The organism is Salmonella sp. SAL03688 (genome assembly GCF_046551895.1).
GTDB lineage: Bacteria > Pseudomonadota > Gammaproteobacteria > Enterobacterales > Enterobacteriaceae > Salmonella > Salmonella enterica.
Genome location: NZ_JBGDVI010000004.1, coordinates 102,608 through 121,263 on the forward strand (window position 1 = coordinate 102,608; position 18,656 = coordinate 121,263).

Below are 18,656 nucleotides of genomic sequence, written 5' to 3' on the forward strand. Positions count from 1 at the left end.
TATGTTTAGCGCTCACCGAAACCCTGGGGCTTGCCCCGGGGTTTTTCTTTTTTAACTCATCATAAATAAAACAGGGATTTTGACCATGAAACTCTTCGCTCAGGGCGCCACGCTCGATCTCACTCATCCGCATGTTATGGGTATCCTGAACGTAACGCCGGATTCGTTCTCCGACGGCGGCGCGCATAACACGCTGATTGAGGCGGTGAAACATGCGAATTTAATGGTGAATGCCGGGGCGACAATTATTGATGTGGGGGGGGAATCAACGCGACCAGGCGCGGCAGAAGTGAGCGTGGAAGAAGAGCTGGATCGCGTTATTCCGGTACTGGAAGCAATCGCGCAACGTTTTGAAGTGTGGATTTCTGTGGATACCTCTAAACCCGAGGTGATCCGTGAAGCGGCAAGGGCGGGCGCGCATATTATCAATGATGTCCGTTCGCTCTCCGAGCCCGGCGCGTTGGAAGCGGCAGCGGAAACCGGCTTGCCGGTCAGTCTTATGCACATGCAGGGCAACCCCAAAACCATGCAGGAGGCGCCGAAATATGACGATGTCTTTGCCGAGGTGAATCGCTACTTTATTGAGCAAATAGCACGTTGTGAGAAGGCCGGCATCGCAAAAGAGAAATTGTTGCTCGACCCCGGATTCGGTTTCGGTAAAAATCTCTCTCACAATTATACCTTACTGGCGCGACTGGGTGAGTTTCATCATTTTAACCTGCCGCTGCTGGTGGGCATGTCACGTAAAACGATGGTTGGTCAGTTACTTAACGTGGGACCATCAGACCGTCTGAACGGTAGCCTTGCGTGCGCGGTAATTGCCGCGATGCAGGGCGCGCAGATCATTCGCGTCCATGACGTCAAAGAAACCGTAGAGGCAATGCGGGTGGTGGAAGCCACTCTGTCTGCAAAGGGAAACAAACGCTATGAGTAATCGTAAATATTTCGGTACCGATGGGATTCGCGGACGTGTAGGCAATGCCCCCATTACACCTGATTTCGTGCTTAAACTGGGTTGGGCTGCCGGAAAAGTGCTGGCGCGTCATGGCTCGCGTAAAATCATTATCGGTAAAGATACGCGTATTTCCGGCTATATGCTGGAGTCCGCGCTGGAGGCGGGCCTTGCCGCTGCGGGGCTGTCGGCCTCGTTTACCGGACCTATGCCAACGCCAGCCGTCGCCTATTTGACGCGGACTTTCCGCGCGGAGGCGGGTATCGTTATCTCGGCTTCGCATAACCCGTTCTATGATAACGGCATTAAATTCTTCTCTATCGACGGTACGAAACTGCCTGACGATGTGGAAGAAGCCATCGAAGCCGAAATGGAAAAAGAGATCACCTGCGTAGACTCCGCCGAGCTGGGTAAAGCCAGCCGCATCGTCGACGCCGCCGGACGCTATATTGAGTTCTGTAAAGGCACCTTCCCGAACGAACTGAGCCTCAATGGCCTGAAAGTGGTTGTGGATTGCGCCAACGGCGCTACCTACCATATCGCGCCGAATGTGCTGCGCGAGCTGGGCGCGACCGTTATCGCCATCGGCTGTGAGCCAAACGGCGTCAACATTAACGAAGAAGTGGGCGCGACCGACGTGCGCGCGTTGCAGGCGCGCGTGTTGGCGGAGAAGGCGGACCTCGGCATCGCGCTTGACGGCGACGGCGACCGGGTCATCATGGTTGACCATGAAGGCAATAAAGTCGATGGCGATCAGATCATGTATATCATCGCGCGCGAAGGGCTGCGCCAGGGGCAACTGCGCGGCGGCGCGGTGGGGACGCTGATGAGCAATATGGGGCTGGAGTTGGCGCTCAAGCAGCTTGGCATTCCGTTTGCCCGGGCGAAAGTGGGCGACCGCTACGTGCTGGAAAAATTGCAGGAAAAAGGCTGGCGCATCGGCGCGGAAAACTCTGGTCACGTTATTCTGTTGGATAAAACGACCACTGGCGACGGTATTGTAGCGGGGCTACAAGTTTTGGCGGCGATGGTGCGTAATCATATGAGTCTGCACGATCTGTGCAGCGGTATGAAAATGTTCCCGCAGATTCTGGTTAACGTGCGTTACACCGCCGGTAGCGGCGATCCGCTGGAAAATGAAGCGGTGAAAGCGGTAACGGCGGACGTAGAAGCCACGCTCGGCAATCGTGGGCGGGTACTGCTACGTAAATCCGGTACCGAACCGCTGATTCGCGTGATGGTGGAAGGCGAGGATGAAGCGCAGGTTACGGCATTCGCCCATCGTATCGCGGATGCGGTAAAAGCCGTTTAAGCGTTTAAGTGACTAAAAAGGCGGCGGTTGCCGCCTTACGGCCCGCAAAAAACAACGCTTTTGCTGTTTTTTTCCGCAGTTGATACAATGCGCTTAAATTGCCCTTGCGAAGGTCATTCGCTTTGGTTAGTATTCACACCCGCTTCAGTGGGAAACAGTAAAAATCCCGCTTTATTGGTAGAAGCATTGGTACGCGGCAACTCCGCAAGGAACAGGTTGATTATGTACGAAGCTCTTTTAGTTGTTTTCCTTATTGTGGCAATTGGCCTTGTAGGTCTGATCATGCTGCAGCAAGGTAAAGGCGCTGATATGGGAGCCTCCTTCGGAGCAGGCGCTTCCGCTACGCTATTTGGTTCAAGTGGTTCTGGTAACTTCATGACCCGAATGACGGCGGTATTGGCGACGCTGTTCTTCATCATCAGTCTGGTGTTGGGTAATATCAATAGTAACAAAACCAATAAAGGAAGCGAGTGGGAAAATCTGAGCGCGCCGGCGAAGACCGAGCAGACTCAACCTGCTGCACCGGCCCAGCCGACCAGCGATATCCCGCGCTAATAGCAGTATCCGTGCCGAGGTGGTGGAATTGGTAGACACGCTACCTTGAGGTGGTAGTGCCCAATAGGGCTTACGGGTTCAAGTCCCGTCCTCGGTACCAATATTCCAGAAAAGAGACGCTGAAAAGCGTCTTTTTTTTCGTCTGTTATTTGTGGTTGTCTGTAGGTCGGATAAGGCGTTTACGCCGCCATCCAACATTATTACAACCCATGATGGCGCTACGTTTATCAGGCCTACAGACACCATATATTCCGCGCATAAAAAAGGCCGCTTTCGCGGCCTTAAAATGATCAATGTTTACTTCGCTTTGTTTTCCAGATTCTCAACCTGCGGCAGACCGGTCGCGGAAGAGGCGGTTAACAGACCCGCTTTCGCGTAGCCGAACAGTTTCTCGCGGGTATCGGTAATGTCCAGATTACGCATGGTCAACTGGCCAATACGATCGTCCGGTGAGAATACGGACTCGCCTTTCTCCATGGTCAGACGCTCAGCCTTATAGGTCAGGTTGTCTGACACGGTGTTCAGGATGGAGTAGTCGTTGCCGCGACGCAGCTCCAACGTCACTTCACCGGTAATCTGGCTGGCGACCCAACGTTGCAGGCCATCACGCAGCATCAGCGCCTGCGAGTCGAACCAGCGGCCCTGATACAGCAGTTTGCCCAACTGACGACCATGAGAGTGATATTGCTCAATGGTGTCTTCGTTGTGAATACCGGTCAACAGACGCTCGTAAGCGATGTGCAGCAGTGCCATTCCGGGGGCTTCATAAATACCGCGGCTTTTTGCTTCAATGATGCGGTTTTCAATTTGGTCGCTCATACCCAGGCCGTGACGGCCGCCGATGCGGTTTGCTTCCAGCATCATCTCAACATCATCGCTGAAGGTTTTGCCATTCAGCGCTACCGGATGTCCTTGTTCAAAACGGACGGTCACCTCTTCTGCCGGGATCTTCACGCTCTCGTCCCAGAACTTCACGCCCATAATCGGGTTGACGATCTTGACGCTGGAGTTAAGAAACTCCAGATCTTTCGCTTCGTGCGTCGCGCCGAGCATGTTGGAGTCGGTGGAGTAGGCTTTTTCGACTGACATCTTATAGTCGAAACCGCAGGCAATCATAAATTCAGACATCTCATGACGGCCGCCCAGCTCATCGATAAAGTCGGTATCCAGCCACGGTTTGTAAATCTGCAGCTCGGCGTTGGTCAGCAAGCCGTAACGATAGAAACGTTCAATATCGTTGCCTTTATAGGTGCTGCCGTCGCCCCAGATATTCACGCCGTCTTCTTTCATCGCGGCGACCAGCATCGTGCCGGTCACGGCACGGCCCAGCGGCGTGGTATTGAAATAGGTCAGTCCGCCAGTCGTATTATGGAAAGCGCCGCACTGAATCGCTGCGATCCCTTCTGCAACCAACTGCTTGCGGCAATCAATCAGGCGAGCATTCTCTGCGCCATACTCCATTGCGCGACGAGGAATGGCGTCATAGTCATCCTCATCCGGTTGTCCCAGATTCGCAGTATAGGCATATGGGACAGCTCCTTTTTGTCGCATCCACAGCAGTGCGGCGCTGGTGTCCAGACCGCCGGAAAAAGCGATACCAATACGTTGACCTGCTGGAAGATGCTTAAGAATCGTCGTCATAGAATAGAACCCTGCTTGATTGACTGATAATGAGATCGGTTTCTGCTTTAGTGCATTTTTATGCAAAATAAATGAGTTTTCATTTAATCATCTTTTAGCAGAGACAGGAAGCGTTTAGTGAAGGTTTACTGAAATAACGTTGTGAAATGCATGTATAAGCCGGAGAGGTGGGATGAGTATAACGAAGAGTGGTATTCATTCATCTGCATATTGGGAATAGGGTTGACATAACTCATGCCTGGTCACTATACTGTGCGCAGATTTTACGTCCCGTCCTCGGTACCAAATCCCAGCAGTATTTGCATTTTTTACCCAAAACGAGTAGAATTTGCCACGTTTCAGGCGCGGGGTGGAGCAGCCTGGTAGCTCGTCGGGCTCATAACCCGAAGGTCGTCGGTTCAAATCCGGCCCCCGCAACCACTTTCCCTTAGAGTTCTTTTTCAAATATACTGTGAAGATTATGTCCTTCGTAGCTGGATTTGAAAAAAATTCTTTCGGAAGGTACACCAGACCGCCGTTGCGGTTATAGGGTTCAGTTATCTAAAGCCCCGATTTATCGGGGTTTTTTGTTATCTGACTACAGAATAACTGGGCTTTAGGCCCTTTTTTTATGTCTTGGGGGTGGGCTTGTCCACATTAGAGCAAAAATTAACAGAGATGATTACAGCGCCAGTTGAAGCCTTAGGCTACGAGCTGGTCGGCATCGAATTTATTCGCGGTCGCACATCCACACTGCGCATCTATATTGATAGTGAAGATGGCATCAATGTTGATGATTGTGCTGATGTGAGCCACCAGGTAAGCGCGGTGCTGGACGTTGAAGATCCTATCTCCGTGGCTTACAACCTTGAAGTCTCGTCACCGGGTCTCGACCGTCCTATGTTCACTGCCGATCATTATGCGCGTTTCCAGGGTGAAGAAGTCGCGCTGGTTCTTCGCATGGCGGTACAGAACCGTCGCAAGTGGCAGGGCATTATCAAAGCGGTGGACGGTGAAATGATTACCGTCACAGTCGAAGGCAAAGATGAAGTGTTCGCGCTGAGTAATATCCAGAAGGCGAACCTGGTTCCCCACTTTTAACAGTCTGGATGAGGTGAAAAGCCCGCGATGAACAAAGAAATTTTGGCTGTTGTTGAAGCCGTCTCCAACGAAAAAGCGCTGCCACGCGAAAAAATTTTTGAAGCGCTGGAAAGTGCGCTGGCGACAGCAACAAAGAAAAAATATGAGCAGGAGATCGATGTTCGTGTAGAAATCGATCGTAAAAGCGGTGATTTTGATACTTTCCGCCGTTGGTTGATCGTTGAAGAAGTGACCATGCCGACGAAGGAAATTACGCTGGAAGCGGCGCGTTTTGAAGACGAAAGCCTGAATGTCGGCGACTATGTTGAAGATCAGATTGAATCTGTCACCTTTGACCGTATCACCACGCAGACTGCGAAACAGGTTATCGTTCAGAAAGTGCGTGAAGCCGAACGGGCGATGGTTGTCGATCAGTTCCGCGACCAGGAAGGCGAAATCGTCACTGGCGTGGTGAAGAAAGTGAACCGCGACAATATCTCTCTGGAAATTAAATCCGAAGGGATGGCCGGTAACGCTGAAGCGGTGATTCTGCGTGAAGATATGCTGCCGCGCGAAAACTTCCGCCCTGGCGACCGTATTCGCGGCGTGCTGTATGCTGTTCGCCCGGAAGCGCGTGGCGCGCAGCTGTTCGTCACCCGTTCCAAGCCGGAAATGCTGATCGAACTGTTCCGCATCGAAGTGCCGGAAATCGGCGAGGAAGTGATTGAAATTAAAGCGGCGGCTCGCGATCCGGGCTCTCGTGCGAAAATCGCAGTGAAAACCAACGATAAACGTATCGATCCGGTCGGCGCTTGCGTGGGGATGCGCGGCGCGCGCGTTCAGGCGGTCTCTACCGAACTGGGCGGTGAGCGTATTGATATCGTGCTGTGGGATGATAACCCGGCGCAGTTCGTCATTAATGCGATGGCGCCGGCAGACGTCGCGTCTATCGTGGTGGACGAAGATAAACATACCATGGATATCGCCGTTGAAGCCGGTAATCTGGCGCAGGCGATCGGACGTAATGGTCAGAACGTCCGCCTGGCTTCGCAATTGAGCGGCTGGGAACTCAACGTAATGACCGTTGATGACTTGCAGGCTAAACATCAGGCTGAAGCACATGCCGCTATCGAGATCTTTACTAAATATCTTGATATTGATGAAGAGTTCGCGACCGTTCTGGTAGAAGAAGGTTTCTCCACGCTCGAAGAACTGGCCTATGTGCCAATGAAAGAACTGCTGGAAATTGACGGCCTTGATGAGCCGACCGTTGAAGCACTGCGCGAGCGTGCTAAAAACGCACTGGCCACTCTGGCGCAGGACCAGGAAGCAAGCCTCGGTGATAACAAACCGGCTGACGATCTGCTGAATCTGGAAGGATTAGATCGCGATATGGCTTTCAAACTGGCGGCTCGTGGTGTTTGTACGCTGGAAGATCTCGCCGACCAGGGCATTGATGATCTGGCTGATATCGAAGGGTTGACCGACGAAAAAGCCGGTGAGCTGATTATGGCTGCCCGTAATATTTGCTGGTTCGGCGACGAAGCGTAATAAACTGTAGCAGGAAGGAACAGCATGACAGATGTAACCCTAAAAGCGCTGGCCGCAGAGAGACAGGTTTCCGTGGATCGCCTGGTACAGCAGTTTGCTGATGCAGGTATCCGGAAATCTGCTGACGACTCTGTGTCCGCACAAGAAAAACAGACTTTACTGGCGCACCTGAACCGCGAAGCGGTTTCTGGTCCCGATAAACTGACGCTGCAGCGTAAGACGCGCAGCACCCTGAATATTCCAGGTACCGGTGGAAAAAGTAAATCGGTACAAATCGAAGTCCGCAAGAAGCGCACCTTTGTGAAACGCGATCCGCAAGAGGCTGAACGCCTGGCCGCGGAAGAGCAGGCGCAGCGTGAAGCGGAAGAGCAAGCCCGTCGTGAGGCAGAAGAACAGGCCAAACGCGAGGCGCAACAAAAAGCTGAACGCGAGGCCGCAGAACAAGCTAAGCGTGAAGCCGCTGAAAAAGCGAAACGTGAAGCTGCGGAAAAAGACAAAGTGAGCAATCAACAGACTGACGATATGACCAAAACCGCCCAGGCCGAAAAAGCCCGCCGTGAGAATGAAGCTGCAGAGCTGAAGCGTAAAGCGGAAGAAGAAGCACGTCGCAAACTCGAAGAAGAAGCGCGTCGTGTAGCAGAAGAAGCTCGCCGCATGGCGGAAGAAAACAAATGGACCGCAACGCCTGAGCCAGTAGAAGACACCAGTGACTATCATGTCACCACTTCTCAGCACGCTCGCCAGGCCGAAGACGAAAACGATCGTGAAGTAGAAGGCGGTCGTGGTCGTGGCCGTAATGCAAAAGCGGCGCGTCCGGCGAAAAAAGGCAAACATGCCGAATCTAAAGCCGATCGCGAAGAAGCGCGTGCTGCGGTTCGCGGCGGTAAAGGCGGCAAGCGTAAAGGGTCTTCTTTACAGCAAGGCTTCCAGAAGCCCGCTCAGGCCGTTAACCGTGACGTGGTGATCGGTGAAACCATCACCGTTGGCGAACTGGCGAACAAGATGGCGGTGAAAGGTTCTCAGGTCATCAAAGCGATGATGAAGCTGGGCGCCATGGCCACCATCAACCAGGTCATCGACCAGGAAACCGCACAGCTGGTTGCCGAAGAGATGGGCCACAAAGTTATCCTGCGTCGTGAAAACGAACTGGAAGAAGCGGTAATGAGCGACCGTGATACCGGCGCTGCGGCTGAACCGCGCGCACCGGTTGTGACCATCATGGGTCACGTTGACCACGGTAAAACCTCTCTGCTGGACTACATTCGTTCCACGAAAGTAGCCTCTGGCGAAGCGGGCGGCATTACCCAGCACATCGGTGCTTACCACGTTGAAACTGACAACGGGATGATCACCTTCCTGGACACCCCGGGTCACGCCGCGTTTACCTCGATGCGTGCTCGTGGTGCGCAGGCAACGGATATCGTGGTTCTGGTGGTAGCGGCAGACGATGGCGTGATGCCGCAGACTATCGAAGCTATCCAGCACGCGAAAGCGGCAGGTGTGCCGGTCGTGGTTGCGGTGAACAAAATCGATAAGCCGGAAGCCGATCCGGATCGCGTTAAGAACGAACTGTCCCAGTACGGCATTCTGCCGGAAGAGTGGGGCGGTGAAAGCCAGTTCGTTCACGTGTCTGCGAAAGCGGGGACCGGTATTGACGAACTGCTTGATGCTATCCTGCTGCAGGCCGAAGTTCTGGAACTGAAAGCGGTACGCAAAGGTATGGCGAGCGGCGCGGTGATCGAATCCTTCCTGGATAAAGGTCGTGGTCCGGTGGCTACCGTTCTGGTACGCGAAGGTACGCTGCATAAGGGCGATATCGTGCTGTGTGGCTTCGAATACGGTCGCGTGCGTGCGATGCGTAACGAACTGGGTCAGGAAGTGCTGGAAGCGGGTCCGTCCATTCCGGTGGAAATCCTCGGCCTGTCCGGCGTTCCGGCTGCGGGTGACGAAGTGACCGTGGTTCGTGACGAGAAGAAAGCGCGTGAAGTTGCTCTGTATCGTCAGGGTAAATTCCGTGAAGTTAAACTGGCGCGTCAGCAGAAATCTAAACTCGAGAACATGTTCGCCAACATGACCGAAGGCGAAGTTCACGAAGTGAACATCGTGCTGAAGGCCGACGTACAGGGTTCTGTGGAAGCGATCTCCGACTCCTTGCTGAAACTGTCTACCGACGAAGTGAAAGTGAAGATCATCGGTTCTGGCGTAGGTGGTATCACCGAAACCGACGCGACCCTGGCTGCGGCGTCCAACGCCATTCTGGTTGGCTTCAACGTTCGTGCCGATGCCTCTGCGCGTAAAGTGATCGAATCTGAAAGCCTGGATCTGCGTTACTACTCCGTCATCTATAACCTGATCGACGAAGTGAAAGCGGCGATGAGCGGTATGCTGTCTCCGGAACTGAAACAGCAGATCATCGGTCTGGCTGAAGTGCGCGATGTGTTCAAATCGCCGAAATTCGGCGCGATCGCGGGCTGTATGGTTACCGAAGGTACGATTAAACGCCATAACCCAATCCGCGTTCTGCGTGACAACGTGGTTATCTATGAAGGCGAGCTGGAATCCCTGCGCCGCTTCAAAGATGACGTTAACGAAGTCCGTAACGGCATGGAATGTGGTATCGGCGTGAAGAACTACAACGACGTTCGCGTTGGCGATATGATTGAAGTATTCGAGATTATCGAGATCCAACGTACCATCGCTTAATCTTCGTCGTCTTTTGGGCCGCAACGGCGTTGGCTGCGCTCGCTCACCCCGGTCACATAGTTATCTATGCTCCCGGGGATTTACGAGCTTGCCGCCTTGTTGCAATCCAAAATCCTTAGAAGATGATTAGGCGTAGGCCGGGTAAGCGAAGCGCCACCCGGCAAGAAATTTAAAAAGGGGCTTATGGCCCCTTTTTTGTCTTTATTCTGGAGAATTTATTATGGCGAAAGAATTTGGTCGCCCTCAGCGCGTAGCGCAAGAGATGCAGAAAGAGATCGCGCTCATCCTGCAACGCGAAATCAAAGATCCACGTGTAGGTATGATGACCACCGTATCGGGTGTTGAAATGTCCCGCGATCTGGCATACGCCAAAGTATTCGTGACGTTCCTCAACGATCAGGACGAAGCGGCTGTGAAAAACGGCATTAAGGCCCTGCAGGAAGCGTCTGGTTTCATCCGCAGCTTGCTGGGTAAAGCGATGCGTCTGCGCATCGTACCGGAACTGACCTTCTTCTACGACAACTCGCTGGTGGAAGGGATGCGTATGTCCAACCTGGTGACTAACGTGGTGAAACATGACGAAGAACGTCGTGTGAACCCGGACGACAGCAAGGAGGACTGATGAGTCGTCCTCGTCGTCGTGGCCGCGACATTCACGGCGTTCTGCTGCTGGATAAGCCGCAGGGTATGTCCAGCAATGACGTGCTGCAGAAAGTTAAGCGCATCTACAATGCCAACCGCGCCGGGCATACCGGCGCGCTGGACCCGCTGGCGACCGGCATGTTGCCGATTTGCCTCGGCGAAGCGACAAAATTTTCGCAGTACCTGCTGGATTCTGACAAACGCTATCGTGTTATTGCCCGTCTGGGGCAGCGCACGGATACCTCTGACGCCGATGGTCAAATCGTGCAGGAGCGTCCGGTGACTTTCAGCGCTGAGCAGCTTGCGAGCGCGCTGGAGACCTTTCGTGGGGATATCGAACAGATTCCCTCGATGTATTCGGCGCTGAAGTATCAGGGCAAGAAACTGTACGAATATGCCCGCCAGGGTATCGAAGTGCCGCGCGAAGCCCGCCCGATTACCGTCTATGAGCTGCTGTTTATTCGCCATGAAGGTAACGAGCTGGAGCTGGAAGTTCATTGCTCCAAAGGCACCTATATTCGTACCATTATTGATGATTTAGGTGAGAAACTGGGCTGTGGCGCGCACGTAACGTACCTGCGTCGTCTGACGGTCAGCAAGTATCCGGTGGATCGTATGGTGACGCTGGAGCACTTGCGCGAGCTGGTAGCACAGGCGGAGCAGCAGGGCGTTCCGGCGGCGCAGTTGCTCGATCCATTATTGATGCCAATGGACAGTCCAGCTTCGGACTATCCTGTTGTTAATCTGCCGTTAACATCTTCGGTATACTTCAAAAATGGCAACCCGGTTCGTACCACGGGCGCACCGTTGAAGGGACTGGTTCGTGTGACGGAAGGTGAAGACGATAAATTTATCGGTATGGGCGAAATTGACGACGAAGGCCGTGTCGCGCCTCGTCGGCTGGTAGTAGAGTACCCGGCGTAATGTCGCTTCGTCTTGCGATAAGAGAGCGCTGCGAGTAGAATACTGCCGCTTAACGTCGCGTAAATTATTTAACAGTTTACGCGGCGTACACTGGGATCGCTGAATTAGAGATCGGCGTCCTCTCATTCTTAAATACTTTGGAGTTTTAAAATGTCTCTAAGTACTGAAGCTACAGCTAAAATCGTTTCTGAGTTCGGTCGTGACGCAAACGACACCGGTTCTACCGATGTTCAGGTTGCTCTGTTGACTGCACAGATTAACCACCTGCAGGGTCACTTTGCAGAGCATAAAAAAGATCACCACAGCCGTCGTGGTCTGCTGCGTATGGTTTCTCAGCGTCGTAAACTGCTCGACTACCTGAAACGTAAAGATGTTGCACGCTACACCGCGCTGATTGAGCGTCTGGGTCTGCGTCGCTAATTCTTTCGAGTTTCAGAAAGAGGGGGCCTTCATGGCCCCTTTTTTCCAGCAGATGGCAGCAATTCGCTGGAAACTAATGTATTGTTGCTATGAATGATCTTCCGTTGCAGAGGTTCGCGCGGCTAATGAGAGGCTTTACCCATATCAGGGTTAGGGTTGTCATTAGTCGCGAGGATGCGCAGAAGATCGGGTATTAACGACGGCGCGTATTATGCCGTCAAAAATTGGAAAGGATATTATTTTGCTTAATCCGATCGTTCGTAAATTCCAGTACGGTCAGCATACCGTTACGCTGGAAACTGGCATGATGGCGCGTCAGGCCACTGCCGCTGTTATGGTAAGCATGGATGACACCGCCGTATTCGTTACCGTTGTCGGCCAGAAAAAAGCCAAGCCAGGCCAGGACTTCTTCCCACTGACCGTTAACTATCAGGAGCGTACCTACGCTGCTGGTCGTATCCCGGGCAGCTTCTTCCGTCGTGAAGGCCGTCCAAGCGAAGGCGAAACCCTGATCGCGCGTCTGATTGACCGCCCGGTTCGTCCGCTGTTCCCGGAAGGCTTCGTTAACGAAGTGCAGGTTATCGCGACCGTCGTTTCCGTTAACCCGCAGGTTAACCCAGACATCGTTGCCATGATCGGCGCATCCGCTGCGCTGTCCCTGTCCGGCATTCCGTTCAACGGCCCAATCGGCGCGGCGCGCGTAGGTTATATCAATGACCAGTACGTGCTGAACCCGACCCAGGACGAGCTGAAAGAAAGCAAGCTGGACCTGGTGGTTGCCGGTACCGAAGCGGCTGTGCTGATGGTGGAATCCGAAGCTGAACTGCTGAGCGAAGACACTATGCTGGGCGCGGTGGTATTCGGTCACGAGCAGCAGCAGGTTGTTATCCAGGCGATCAACGATCTGGTGAAAGAAGCCGGTAAACCACGTTGGGACTGGCAGCCGGAAGCCGTCAACGACGCGTTGAACGCGCGTGTTGCTGCGCTTGCTGAATCTCGTCTGAGCGACGCGTACCGCATCACCGATAAACAAGAACGCTATGCTCAGGTTGACGTAATCAAATCCGAAACCATTGAGCAGCTTATTGCAGAAGATGAAACTCTGGATGCTAACGAGCTGGGCGAAATCCTGCACGCTATTGAGAAAAACGTGGTGCGTAGCCGCGTACTGGCAGGCGAGCCGCGTATTGATGGCCGTGAAAAAGACATGATCCGTGGTCTGGACGTGCGCACTGGCGTGCTGCCGCGTACTCACGGTTCCGCTCTGTTTACCCGTGGTGAAACGCAGGCGCTGGTTACCGCGACTCTGGGTACTGCCCGTGACGCGCAGGTGCTTGATGAACTGATGGGCGAGCGCACTGACAGCTTCCTGTTCCACTACAACTTCCCTCCGTACTCCGTAGGCGAAACCGGCATGGTCGGTTCTCCGAAGCGTCGTGAAATTGGTCACGGTCGTCTGGCGAAGCGCGGCGTGCTGGCAGTGATGCCGGACATGGATAAATTCCCGTACACCGTTCGCGTGGTGTCTGAAATCACCGAATCCAACGGTTCTTCCTCTATGGCTTCCGTGTGCGGCGCTTCTCTGGCGCTGATGGACGCTGGCGTGCCAATTAAAGCCGCCGTAGCAGGTATCGCTATGGGTCTGGTGAAAGAAGGCGACAACTACGTTGTACTGTCTGACATTCTGGGCGACGAAGATCACCTGGGCGATATGGACTTCAAAGTGGCGGGTTCCCGCGACGGTATCTCTGCGCTGCAGATGGATATCAAAATTGAAGGTATCACCAAAGAGATCATGCAGGTTGCGTTGAACCAGGCTAAAGGCGCGCGTCTGCACATCCTGGGCGTGATGGAACAGGCGATCAACGCGCCGCGCGGCGATATCTCTGAATTTGCGCCGCGTATCCATACCATCAAGATCAGCACGGACAAGATCAAAGACGTGATCGGTAAAGGCGGTTCTGTGATCCGCGCGCTGACTGAAGAGACCGGCACCACCATCGAAATTGAAGATGACGGTACTGTGAAGATCGCGGCGACCGACGGTGAAAAAGCGAAATACGCTATCCGTCGTATCGAAGAGATCACCGCAGAGATCGAAGTCGGCCGTATCTACAATGGTAAAGTGACCCGTATCGTTGACTTTGGCGCGTTTGTTGCCATCGGCGGCGGTAAAGAAGGTCTGGTTCACATCTCTCAAATCGCGGATAAGCGTGTAGAGAAAGTGACCGACTATCTGCAGATGGGTCAGGAAGTCCCGGTTAAGGTTCTGGAAGTTGACCGCCAGGGCCGTGTACGTCTGAGCATTAAAGAAGCAACCGAGCAGTCTCAACCTGCGGCTGCGCCGGAAGCTCCGGCGAGCGAACAGGCCGAGTAAGGTAGCCTTTTGCCCTCCGCAGTGCGGAGGGCTTTAGACCTGGCTGGACGCCTTGTTGAGCCACCGGGGAACAGGACGTTCATTCAATCGTTGTCTTCGGGAGTGGGAAATGAAGCCTTTTTTGCGCTGGTGTTTCGTTGCGACAGCACTTACGCTTGCAGGATGCAGTAATTCCGCCTGGCGTAAAAGTGAAGTCCTCGCAGTACCATTGCAACCGACTTTACAGCAGGAAGTGATTCTGGCGCGTATGGAACAGATTCTTGCCAGTCGGGCTTTAACCGATGACGAACGCGCACAGCTTTTATATGAGCGCGGAGTGTTGTATGATAGTCTTGGTTTGAGGGCATTAGCGCGAAATGATTTTTCACAAGCGCTGGCAATCAGACCGGATATGCCTGAAGTATTCAATTACTTAGGCATTTATTTAACGCAGGCAGGCAATTTTGATGCTGCCTATGAAGCGTTTGATTCTGTACTAGAGCTTGATCCAACTTACAACTACGCGCACTTAAATCGCGGTATCGCATTGTATTACGGCGGCCGTGATAAGTTAGCGCAAGATGATCTGCTGGCGTTTTATCAAGACGATCCCAATGATCCTTACCGCAGCCTGTGGCTGTATCTTGTTGAGCAGAAGCTTAATGAGAAGCAGGCGAAAGAAGCGTTAAAAGCACGCTTCGAAAAATCGGATAAAGAGCAATGGGGATGGAACATTGTCGAGTTCTACCTGGGCGACATTAGCGAAGCAACGCTGATGGAAAGGCTCAAGGCGGACGCAACGGATAACACCTCGCTCGCTGAGCATCTCAGTGAAACCAACTTCTATTTAGGTAAGTATTACCTAAGTCTGGGGGATTTGGACAGCGCCACGGCTCTGTTCAAACTGGCGGTGGCCAACAACGTTCATAACTTTGTTGAGCACCGATACGCATTGTTGGAATTATCGCTCCTGGGCCAGGACCAAGATGACCTGGCAGAATCGGACCAGCAATAGCTGACGAACATATCAGCCCGTAATCTTTTTGATTGCCATCACCTTCGCGGGTGAGGGCGTTGTTGTTCGTTAATACACCTACTTTGAGCCGGTTCACACTTTTCAATGAAAATTGCAGATCAATTTCATGATGAGTTATGTAGACTGGCCGCCATTAATTTTGAGGCACACGTACTACATGGCTGAATTCGAAACCACTTTTGCAGATCTGGGGCTGAAGGCTCCTATCCTTGAAGCCCTTACCGATCTGGGTTACGAAAAACCATCTCCAATCCAGGCAGAGTGCATTCCGCATCTGCTGGGCGGTCGCGACGTGCTGGGCATGGCCCAGACCGGTAGCGGCAAAACCGCAGCGTTCTCTTTACCGCTGCTCAACAATCTTGATCCTGAGCTGAAGGCACCTCAGATTCTGGTGCTGGCGCCAACCCGCGAACTGGCGGTACAGGTTGCCGAAGCCATGACGGATTTCTCTAAACACATGCGCGGCGTAAACGTGGTTGCCCTGTACGGCGGTCAGCGTTATGACGTGCAGTTACGCGCCCTGCGTCAGGGGCCGCAGATCGTTGTCGGTACGCCGGGACGTCTGCTTGATCACTTAAAACGCGGCACCCTCGACCTCTCTAAACTGAGTGGTCTGGTGCTGGATGAAGCCGACGAAATGCTGCGTATGGGCTTCATCGAAGACGTTGAAACTATTATGGCGCAGATCCCGGAAGGTCATCAGACCGCTCTGTTCTCCGCCACCATGCCGGAAGCGATTCGTCGCATTACCCGCCGCTTTATGAAAGAGCCGCAGGAAGTGCGCATTCAGTCCAGCGTGACTACCCGTCCTGACATCAGCCAGAGCTACTGGACTGTCTGGGGTATGCGTAAAAACGAAGCGCTGGTGCGTTTCCTGGAAGCGGAAGACTTTGATGCGGCGATTATCTTCGTGCGTACCAAAAACGCGACCCTGGAAGTAGCAGAAGCGCTGGAACGTAGCGGCTACAACAGCGCCGCGTTGAATGGCGATATGAACCAGGCGCTGCGTGAGCAGACTCTGGAACGCCTGAAAGATGGTCGTCTGGACATCCTGATCGCTACCGACGTTGCGGCACGTGGTCTGGACGTTGAACGTATCAGCCTGGTGGTGAACTACGATATCCCGATGGATTCCGAGTCCTACGTTCACCGTATCGGTCGTACCGGCCGTGCGGGTCGCGCCGGTCGCGCGCTGCTGTTCGTTGAGAACCGCGAGCGTCGTCTGCTGCGCAACATCGAACGCACCATGAAGCTGACCATTCCGGAAGTGGAACTGCCGAACGCAGAACTGCTGGGTAAACGCCGTCTGGAAAAATTCGCCGCGAAAGTTCAGCAGCAACTGGAAAGCAGCGATCTGGATCAGTACCGTGCGCTGCTGGCGAAAATCCAGCCGTCTGCTGAAGGTGAAGAGCTGGATCTCGAAACGCTGGCCGCCGCACTGCTGAAAATGGCGCAGGGCGAGCGTCCGCTGATTCTGCCGCCGGATGCGCCGATGCGTCCTAAGCGTGAATTCCGTGACCGTGATGACCGTGGTCCGCGCGATCGTAATGACCGTGGCCCGCGTGGCGACCGTGAAGAACGTCCGCGTCGTGAACGTCGTGACGTTGGCGATATGCAGTTATACCGCATTGAAGTGGGCCGTGATGACGGCGTTGAAGTTCGTCATATCGTGGGCGCTATCGCTAACGAAGGCGACATCAGCAGCCGTTACATTGGTAACATTAAGCTGTTCGCGTCTCACTCCACCATCGAGCTGCCGAAAGGTATGCCGGGCGAAGTGCTCCAGCACTTCACGCGTACCCGCATTCTGAACAAGCCGATGAATATGCAGCTGTTGGGTGATGCGGTTCCGCACGCGGGCGGCGAACGTCGCGGCGGTGGTCGTAGCTTCAGTGGCGAGCGTCGTGAAGGCGGTCGTAATTTCAGCGGCGAACGTCGTGAAGGTGGTCGTGGTGATGGTCGTCGCTTCAGCGGCGAACGTCGTGAAAGCCGTGGTCCGCGTCGTGATGACTCTACCGGTCGCCGTCGTTTCGGCGGCGATGCGTAACTCACGCTGACCTGCGCATTCACAGCGTAAAGTAAAATATACAGCCCCGATCGTCACAATCGGGGCTTTTTTTATTTCTTTTGTACTCGTGTACTGGTACAGTGCAACGTATTGAGAGATAGTCACATTATAAATGACTGGAGAGAGAGCTGAATGGCAACACTTACCACCACCCAAACGTCACCTTCGCTGCTTGGCGGCGTGGTGATTATCGGCGGCACCATCATTGGCGCGGGGATGTTCTCCCTGCCGGTGGTCATGTCCGGGGCGTGGTTCTTCTGGTCGATGGCGGCGCTGGTCTTTACCTGGTTTTGTATGCTGCACTCCGGGCTGATGATTCTCGAAGCCAACCTTAACTACCGCATAGGTTCGAGTTTCGACACCATCACCAAAGATCTGTTGGGGAAAGGCTGGAACGTGGTCAACGGCATTTCTATTGCCTTTGTGCTCTACATCCTGACTTACGCCTATATCTCGGCGAGCGGCTCAATTCTGCATCATACCTTTGCTGAGATGTCGCTGAACGTTCCGGCGCGAGCGGCAGGTTTTGCCTTTGCGCTGCTGGTGGCGTTTGTCGTGTGGCTGAGTACGAAGGCGGTCAGCCGGATGACGGCGATTGTGCTGGGCGCGAAAGTGATTACTTTCTTCCTGACCTTCGGCAGCCTGTTAGGGCACGTTCAGCCTGCCACGTTGTTTAACGTGGCTGAAAGCCACGCGTCATATACGCCGTACCTGCTGATGACGCTGCCATTTTGTCTGGCCTCTTTTGGTTATCACGGTAACGTACCGAGCCTGATGAAATATTACGGCAAAGATCCGCGTACCATCGTCAAGTGCCTGATTTATGGGACGTTACTGGCGCTGGCGCTCTATTCCGTCTGGCTGCTGGGGACGATGGGCAACATCCCGCGTCCGGAATTTATCGGCATTGCGCAGAAAGGCGGCAATATTGATGTGCTGGTACAGGCGTTGAGCGGCGTGCTGAACAGCCGCAGCCTGGATCTGCTGCTGGTGGTGTTCTCTAACTTTGCTGTCGCCAGTTCCTTCCTTGGCGTGACGCTGGGGCTGTTTGACTATCTGGCGGATCTGTTTGGCTTTGATGACTCGGCAATGGGGCGTTTTAAAACGGCGCTGCTGACGTTTGTGCCGCCAATTGTCGGTGGCCTGCTGTGGCCGAACGGTTTTCTGTACGCCATTGGCTATGCAGGTTTAGCTGCAACTATCTGGGCGGCCATTGTGCCTGCGCTGTTGGCGCGCAAATCTCGCGAACGTTTCGGCAGCCCAAAATTTCGCGTCTGGGGCGGTAAACCGATGATTGCCCTGATTCTGGTCTTCGGTGTCGGCAACGCGGTTATCCATATTCTGTCGAGCTTTAATTTGCTGCCGGTGTACCAGTAACGTTATTGTGCCGGATGGCGGTTGCACCTTATCCGGCCTACTTGATGCTGTAGGCCCGGT

The 18,656-nt window shown here is 53.8% G+C and carries 15 protein-coding genes and 2 tRNA genes; 16 read left to right on the forward strand and 1 reads right to left on the reverse strand.

Annotation, left to right across the window (positions count from 1 at the left end; genetic code table 11):
* The first annotated feature begins 85 nt into the window (after positions 1-85).
* The 4 genes from folP (at position 86) to ACLJR2_RS05505 (ending at position 2,919) form a co-directional block, all read left to right on the forward strand.
* Positions 86-934: a dihydropteroate synthase gene (gene folP, locus ACLJR2_RS05490; protein ID WP_000764711.1), complete on the forward strand. Its 849-nt coding sequence runs from the start codon at positions 86-88 to the stop codon at positions 932-934.
* On the forward strand, positions 927-2,264 hold the full coding sequence (glmM, locus tag ACLJR2_RS05495; RefSeq protein WP_000071169.1) for a phosphoglucosamine mutase: 1,338 nt from the start codon (positions 927-929) through the stop codon (positions 2,262-2,264). The genes folP and glmM overlap by 8 nt, the downstream gene beginning before the upstream one ends.
* A 222-nt stretch (positions 2,265-2,486) precedes the next feature.
* Positions 2,487-2,819, forward strand: coding sequence for a preprotein translocase subunit SecG (gene secG / locus ACLJR2_RS05500; protein WP_000272680.1), 333 nt, complete (start codon positions 2,487-2,489; stop codon positions 2,817-2,819).
* Positions 2,820-2,832: 13 nt separating this feature from the next.
* Positions 2,833-2,919, forward strand: a tRNA-Leu gene (locus tag ACLJR2_RS05505).
* Between the two features lie 197 nt (positions 2,920-3,116).
* Here ACLJR2_RS05505 and argG read toward each other — a convergent pair.
* A complete protein-coding gene (gene argG, locus ACLJR2_RS05510) occupies positions 3,117-4,460 on the reverse strand; it encodes an argininosuccinate synthase (RefSeq protein ID WP_000207645.1) in 1,344 nt (447 codons plus the stop codon).
* 343 nt (positions 4,461-4,803) lie between these two features.
* Between argG and ACLJR2_RS05515 the strand changes: the two genes are divergently transcribed.
* The 12 genes from ACLJR2_RS05515 to mtr all read left to right on the forward strand — a co-directional run bounded on the left by ACLJR2_RS05515 (position 4,804) and on the right by mtr (position 18,596).
* Positions 4,804-4,880 (forward strand) — tRNA-Met (locus ACLJR2_RS05515).
* 207 nt (positions 4,881-5,087) lie between these two features.
* Positions 5,088-5,540 (forward strand): ribosome maturation factor RimP, encoded by a 453-nt coding sequence (gene rimP, locus ACLJR2_RS05520; protein WP_000105461.1) that lies wholly within the window; start codon positions 5,088-5,090, stop codon positions 5,538-5,540.
* Positions 5,541-5,567: 27 nt separating this feature from the next.
* Entirely contained in the window at positions 5,568-7,070 is a 1,503-nt protein-coding gene (gene nusA / locus ACLJR2_RS05525; RefSeq protein ID WP_001031038.1) for a transcription termination factor NusA, read from the forward strand.
* 24 nt (positions 7,071-7,094) lie between these two features.
* Entirely contained in the window at positions 7,095-9,773 is a 2,679-nt protein-coding gene (gene infB / locus ACLJR2_RS05530; protein WP_000133064.1) for a translation initiation factor IF-2, read from the forward strand.
* A gap of 220 nt (positions 9,774-9,993) precedes the next feature.
* On the forward strand, positions 9,994-10,395 hold the full coding sequence (gene rbfA, locus ACLJR2_RS05535; RefSeq protein ID WP_001040208.1) for a 30S ribosome-binding factor RbfA: 402 nt from the start codon (positions 9,994-9,996) through the stop codon (positions 10,393-10,395).
* Positions 10,395-11,339: a tRNA pseudouridine(55) synthase TruB gene (truB, locus tag ACLJR2_RS05540; RefSeq protein ID WP_000089678.1), complete on the forward strand. Its 945-nt coding sequence runs from the start codon at positions 10,395-10,397 to the stop codon at positions 11,337-11,339. The genes rbfA and truB overlap by 1 nt, the downstream gene beginning before the upstream one ends.
* Before the next feature lie 150 nt (positions 11,340-11,489).
* Entirely contained in the window at positions 11,490-11,759 is a 270-nt protein-coding gene (rpsO, locus tag ACLJR2_RS05545; RefSeq protein ID WP_000059465.1) for a 30S ribosomal protein S15, read from the forward strand.
* A 241-nt stretch (positions 11,760-12,000) separates the two neighbouring features.
* Positions 12,001-14,136: a polyribonucleotide nucleotidyltransferase gene (gene pnp, locus ACLJR2_RS05550; RefSeq protein ID WP_001670767.1), complete on the forward strand. Its 2,136-nt coding sequence runs from the start codon at positions 12,001-12,003 to the stop codon at positions 14,134-14,136.
* Between the two features lie 109 nt (positions 14,137-14,245).
* On the forward strand, positions 14,246-15,130 hold the full coding sequence (gene nlpI, locus ACLJR2_RS05555) for a lipoprotein NlpI (RefSeq protein WP_000802069.1): 885 nt from the start codon (positions 14,246-14,248) through the stop codon (positions 15,128-15,130).
* Between the two features lie 105 nt (positions 15,131-15,235).
* On the forward strand, positions 15,236-15,316 hold the full coding sequence (gene yrbN, locus ACLJR2_RS05560) for a protein YrbN (RefSeq protein WP_010723222.1): 81 nt from the start codon (positions 15,236-15,238) through the stop codon (positions 15,314-15,316).
* Positions 15,309-17,198: an ATP-dependent RNA helicase DeaD gene (gene deaD / locus ACLJR2_RS05565; RefSeq protein WP_000807248.1), complete on the forward strand. Its 1,890-nt coding sequence runs from the start codon at positions 15,309-15,311 to the stop codon at positions 17,196-17,198. The genes yrbN and deaD overlap by 8 nt, the downstream gene beginning before the upstream one ends.
* A gap of 153 nt (positions 17,199-17,351) precedes the next feature.
* Entirely contained in the window at positions 17,352-18,596 is a 1,245-nt protein-coding gene (gene mtr / locus ACLJR2_RS05570) for a tryptophan permease (RefSeq protein ID WP_000224387.1), read from the forward strand.
* The last annotated feature ends 60 nt before the right edge of the window (positions 18,597-18,656 follow it).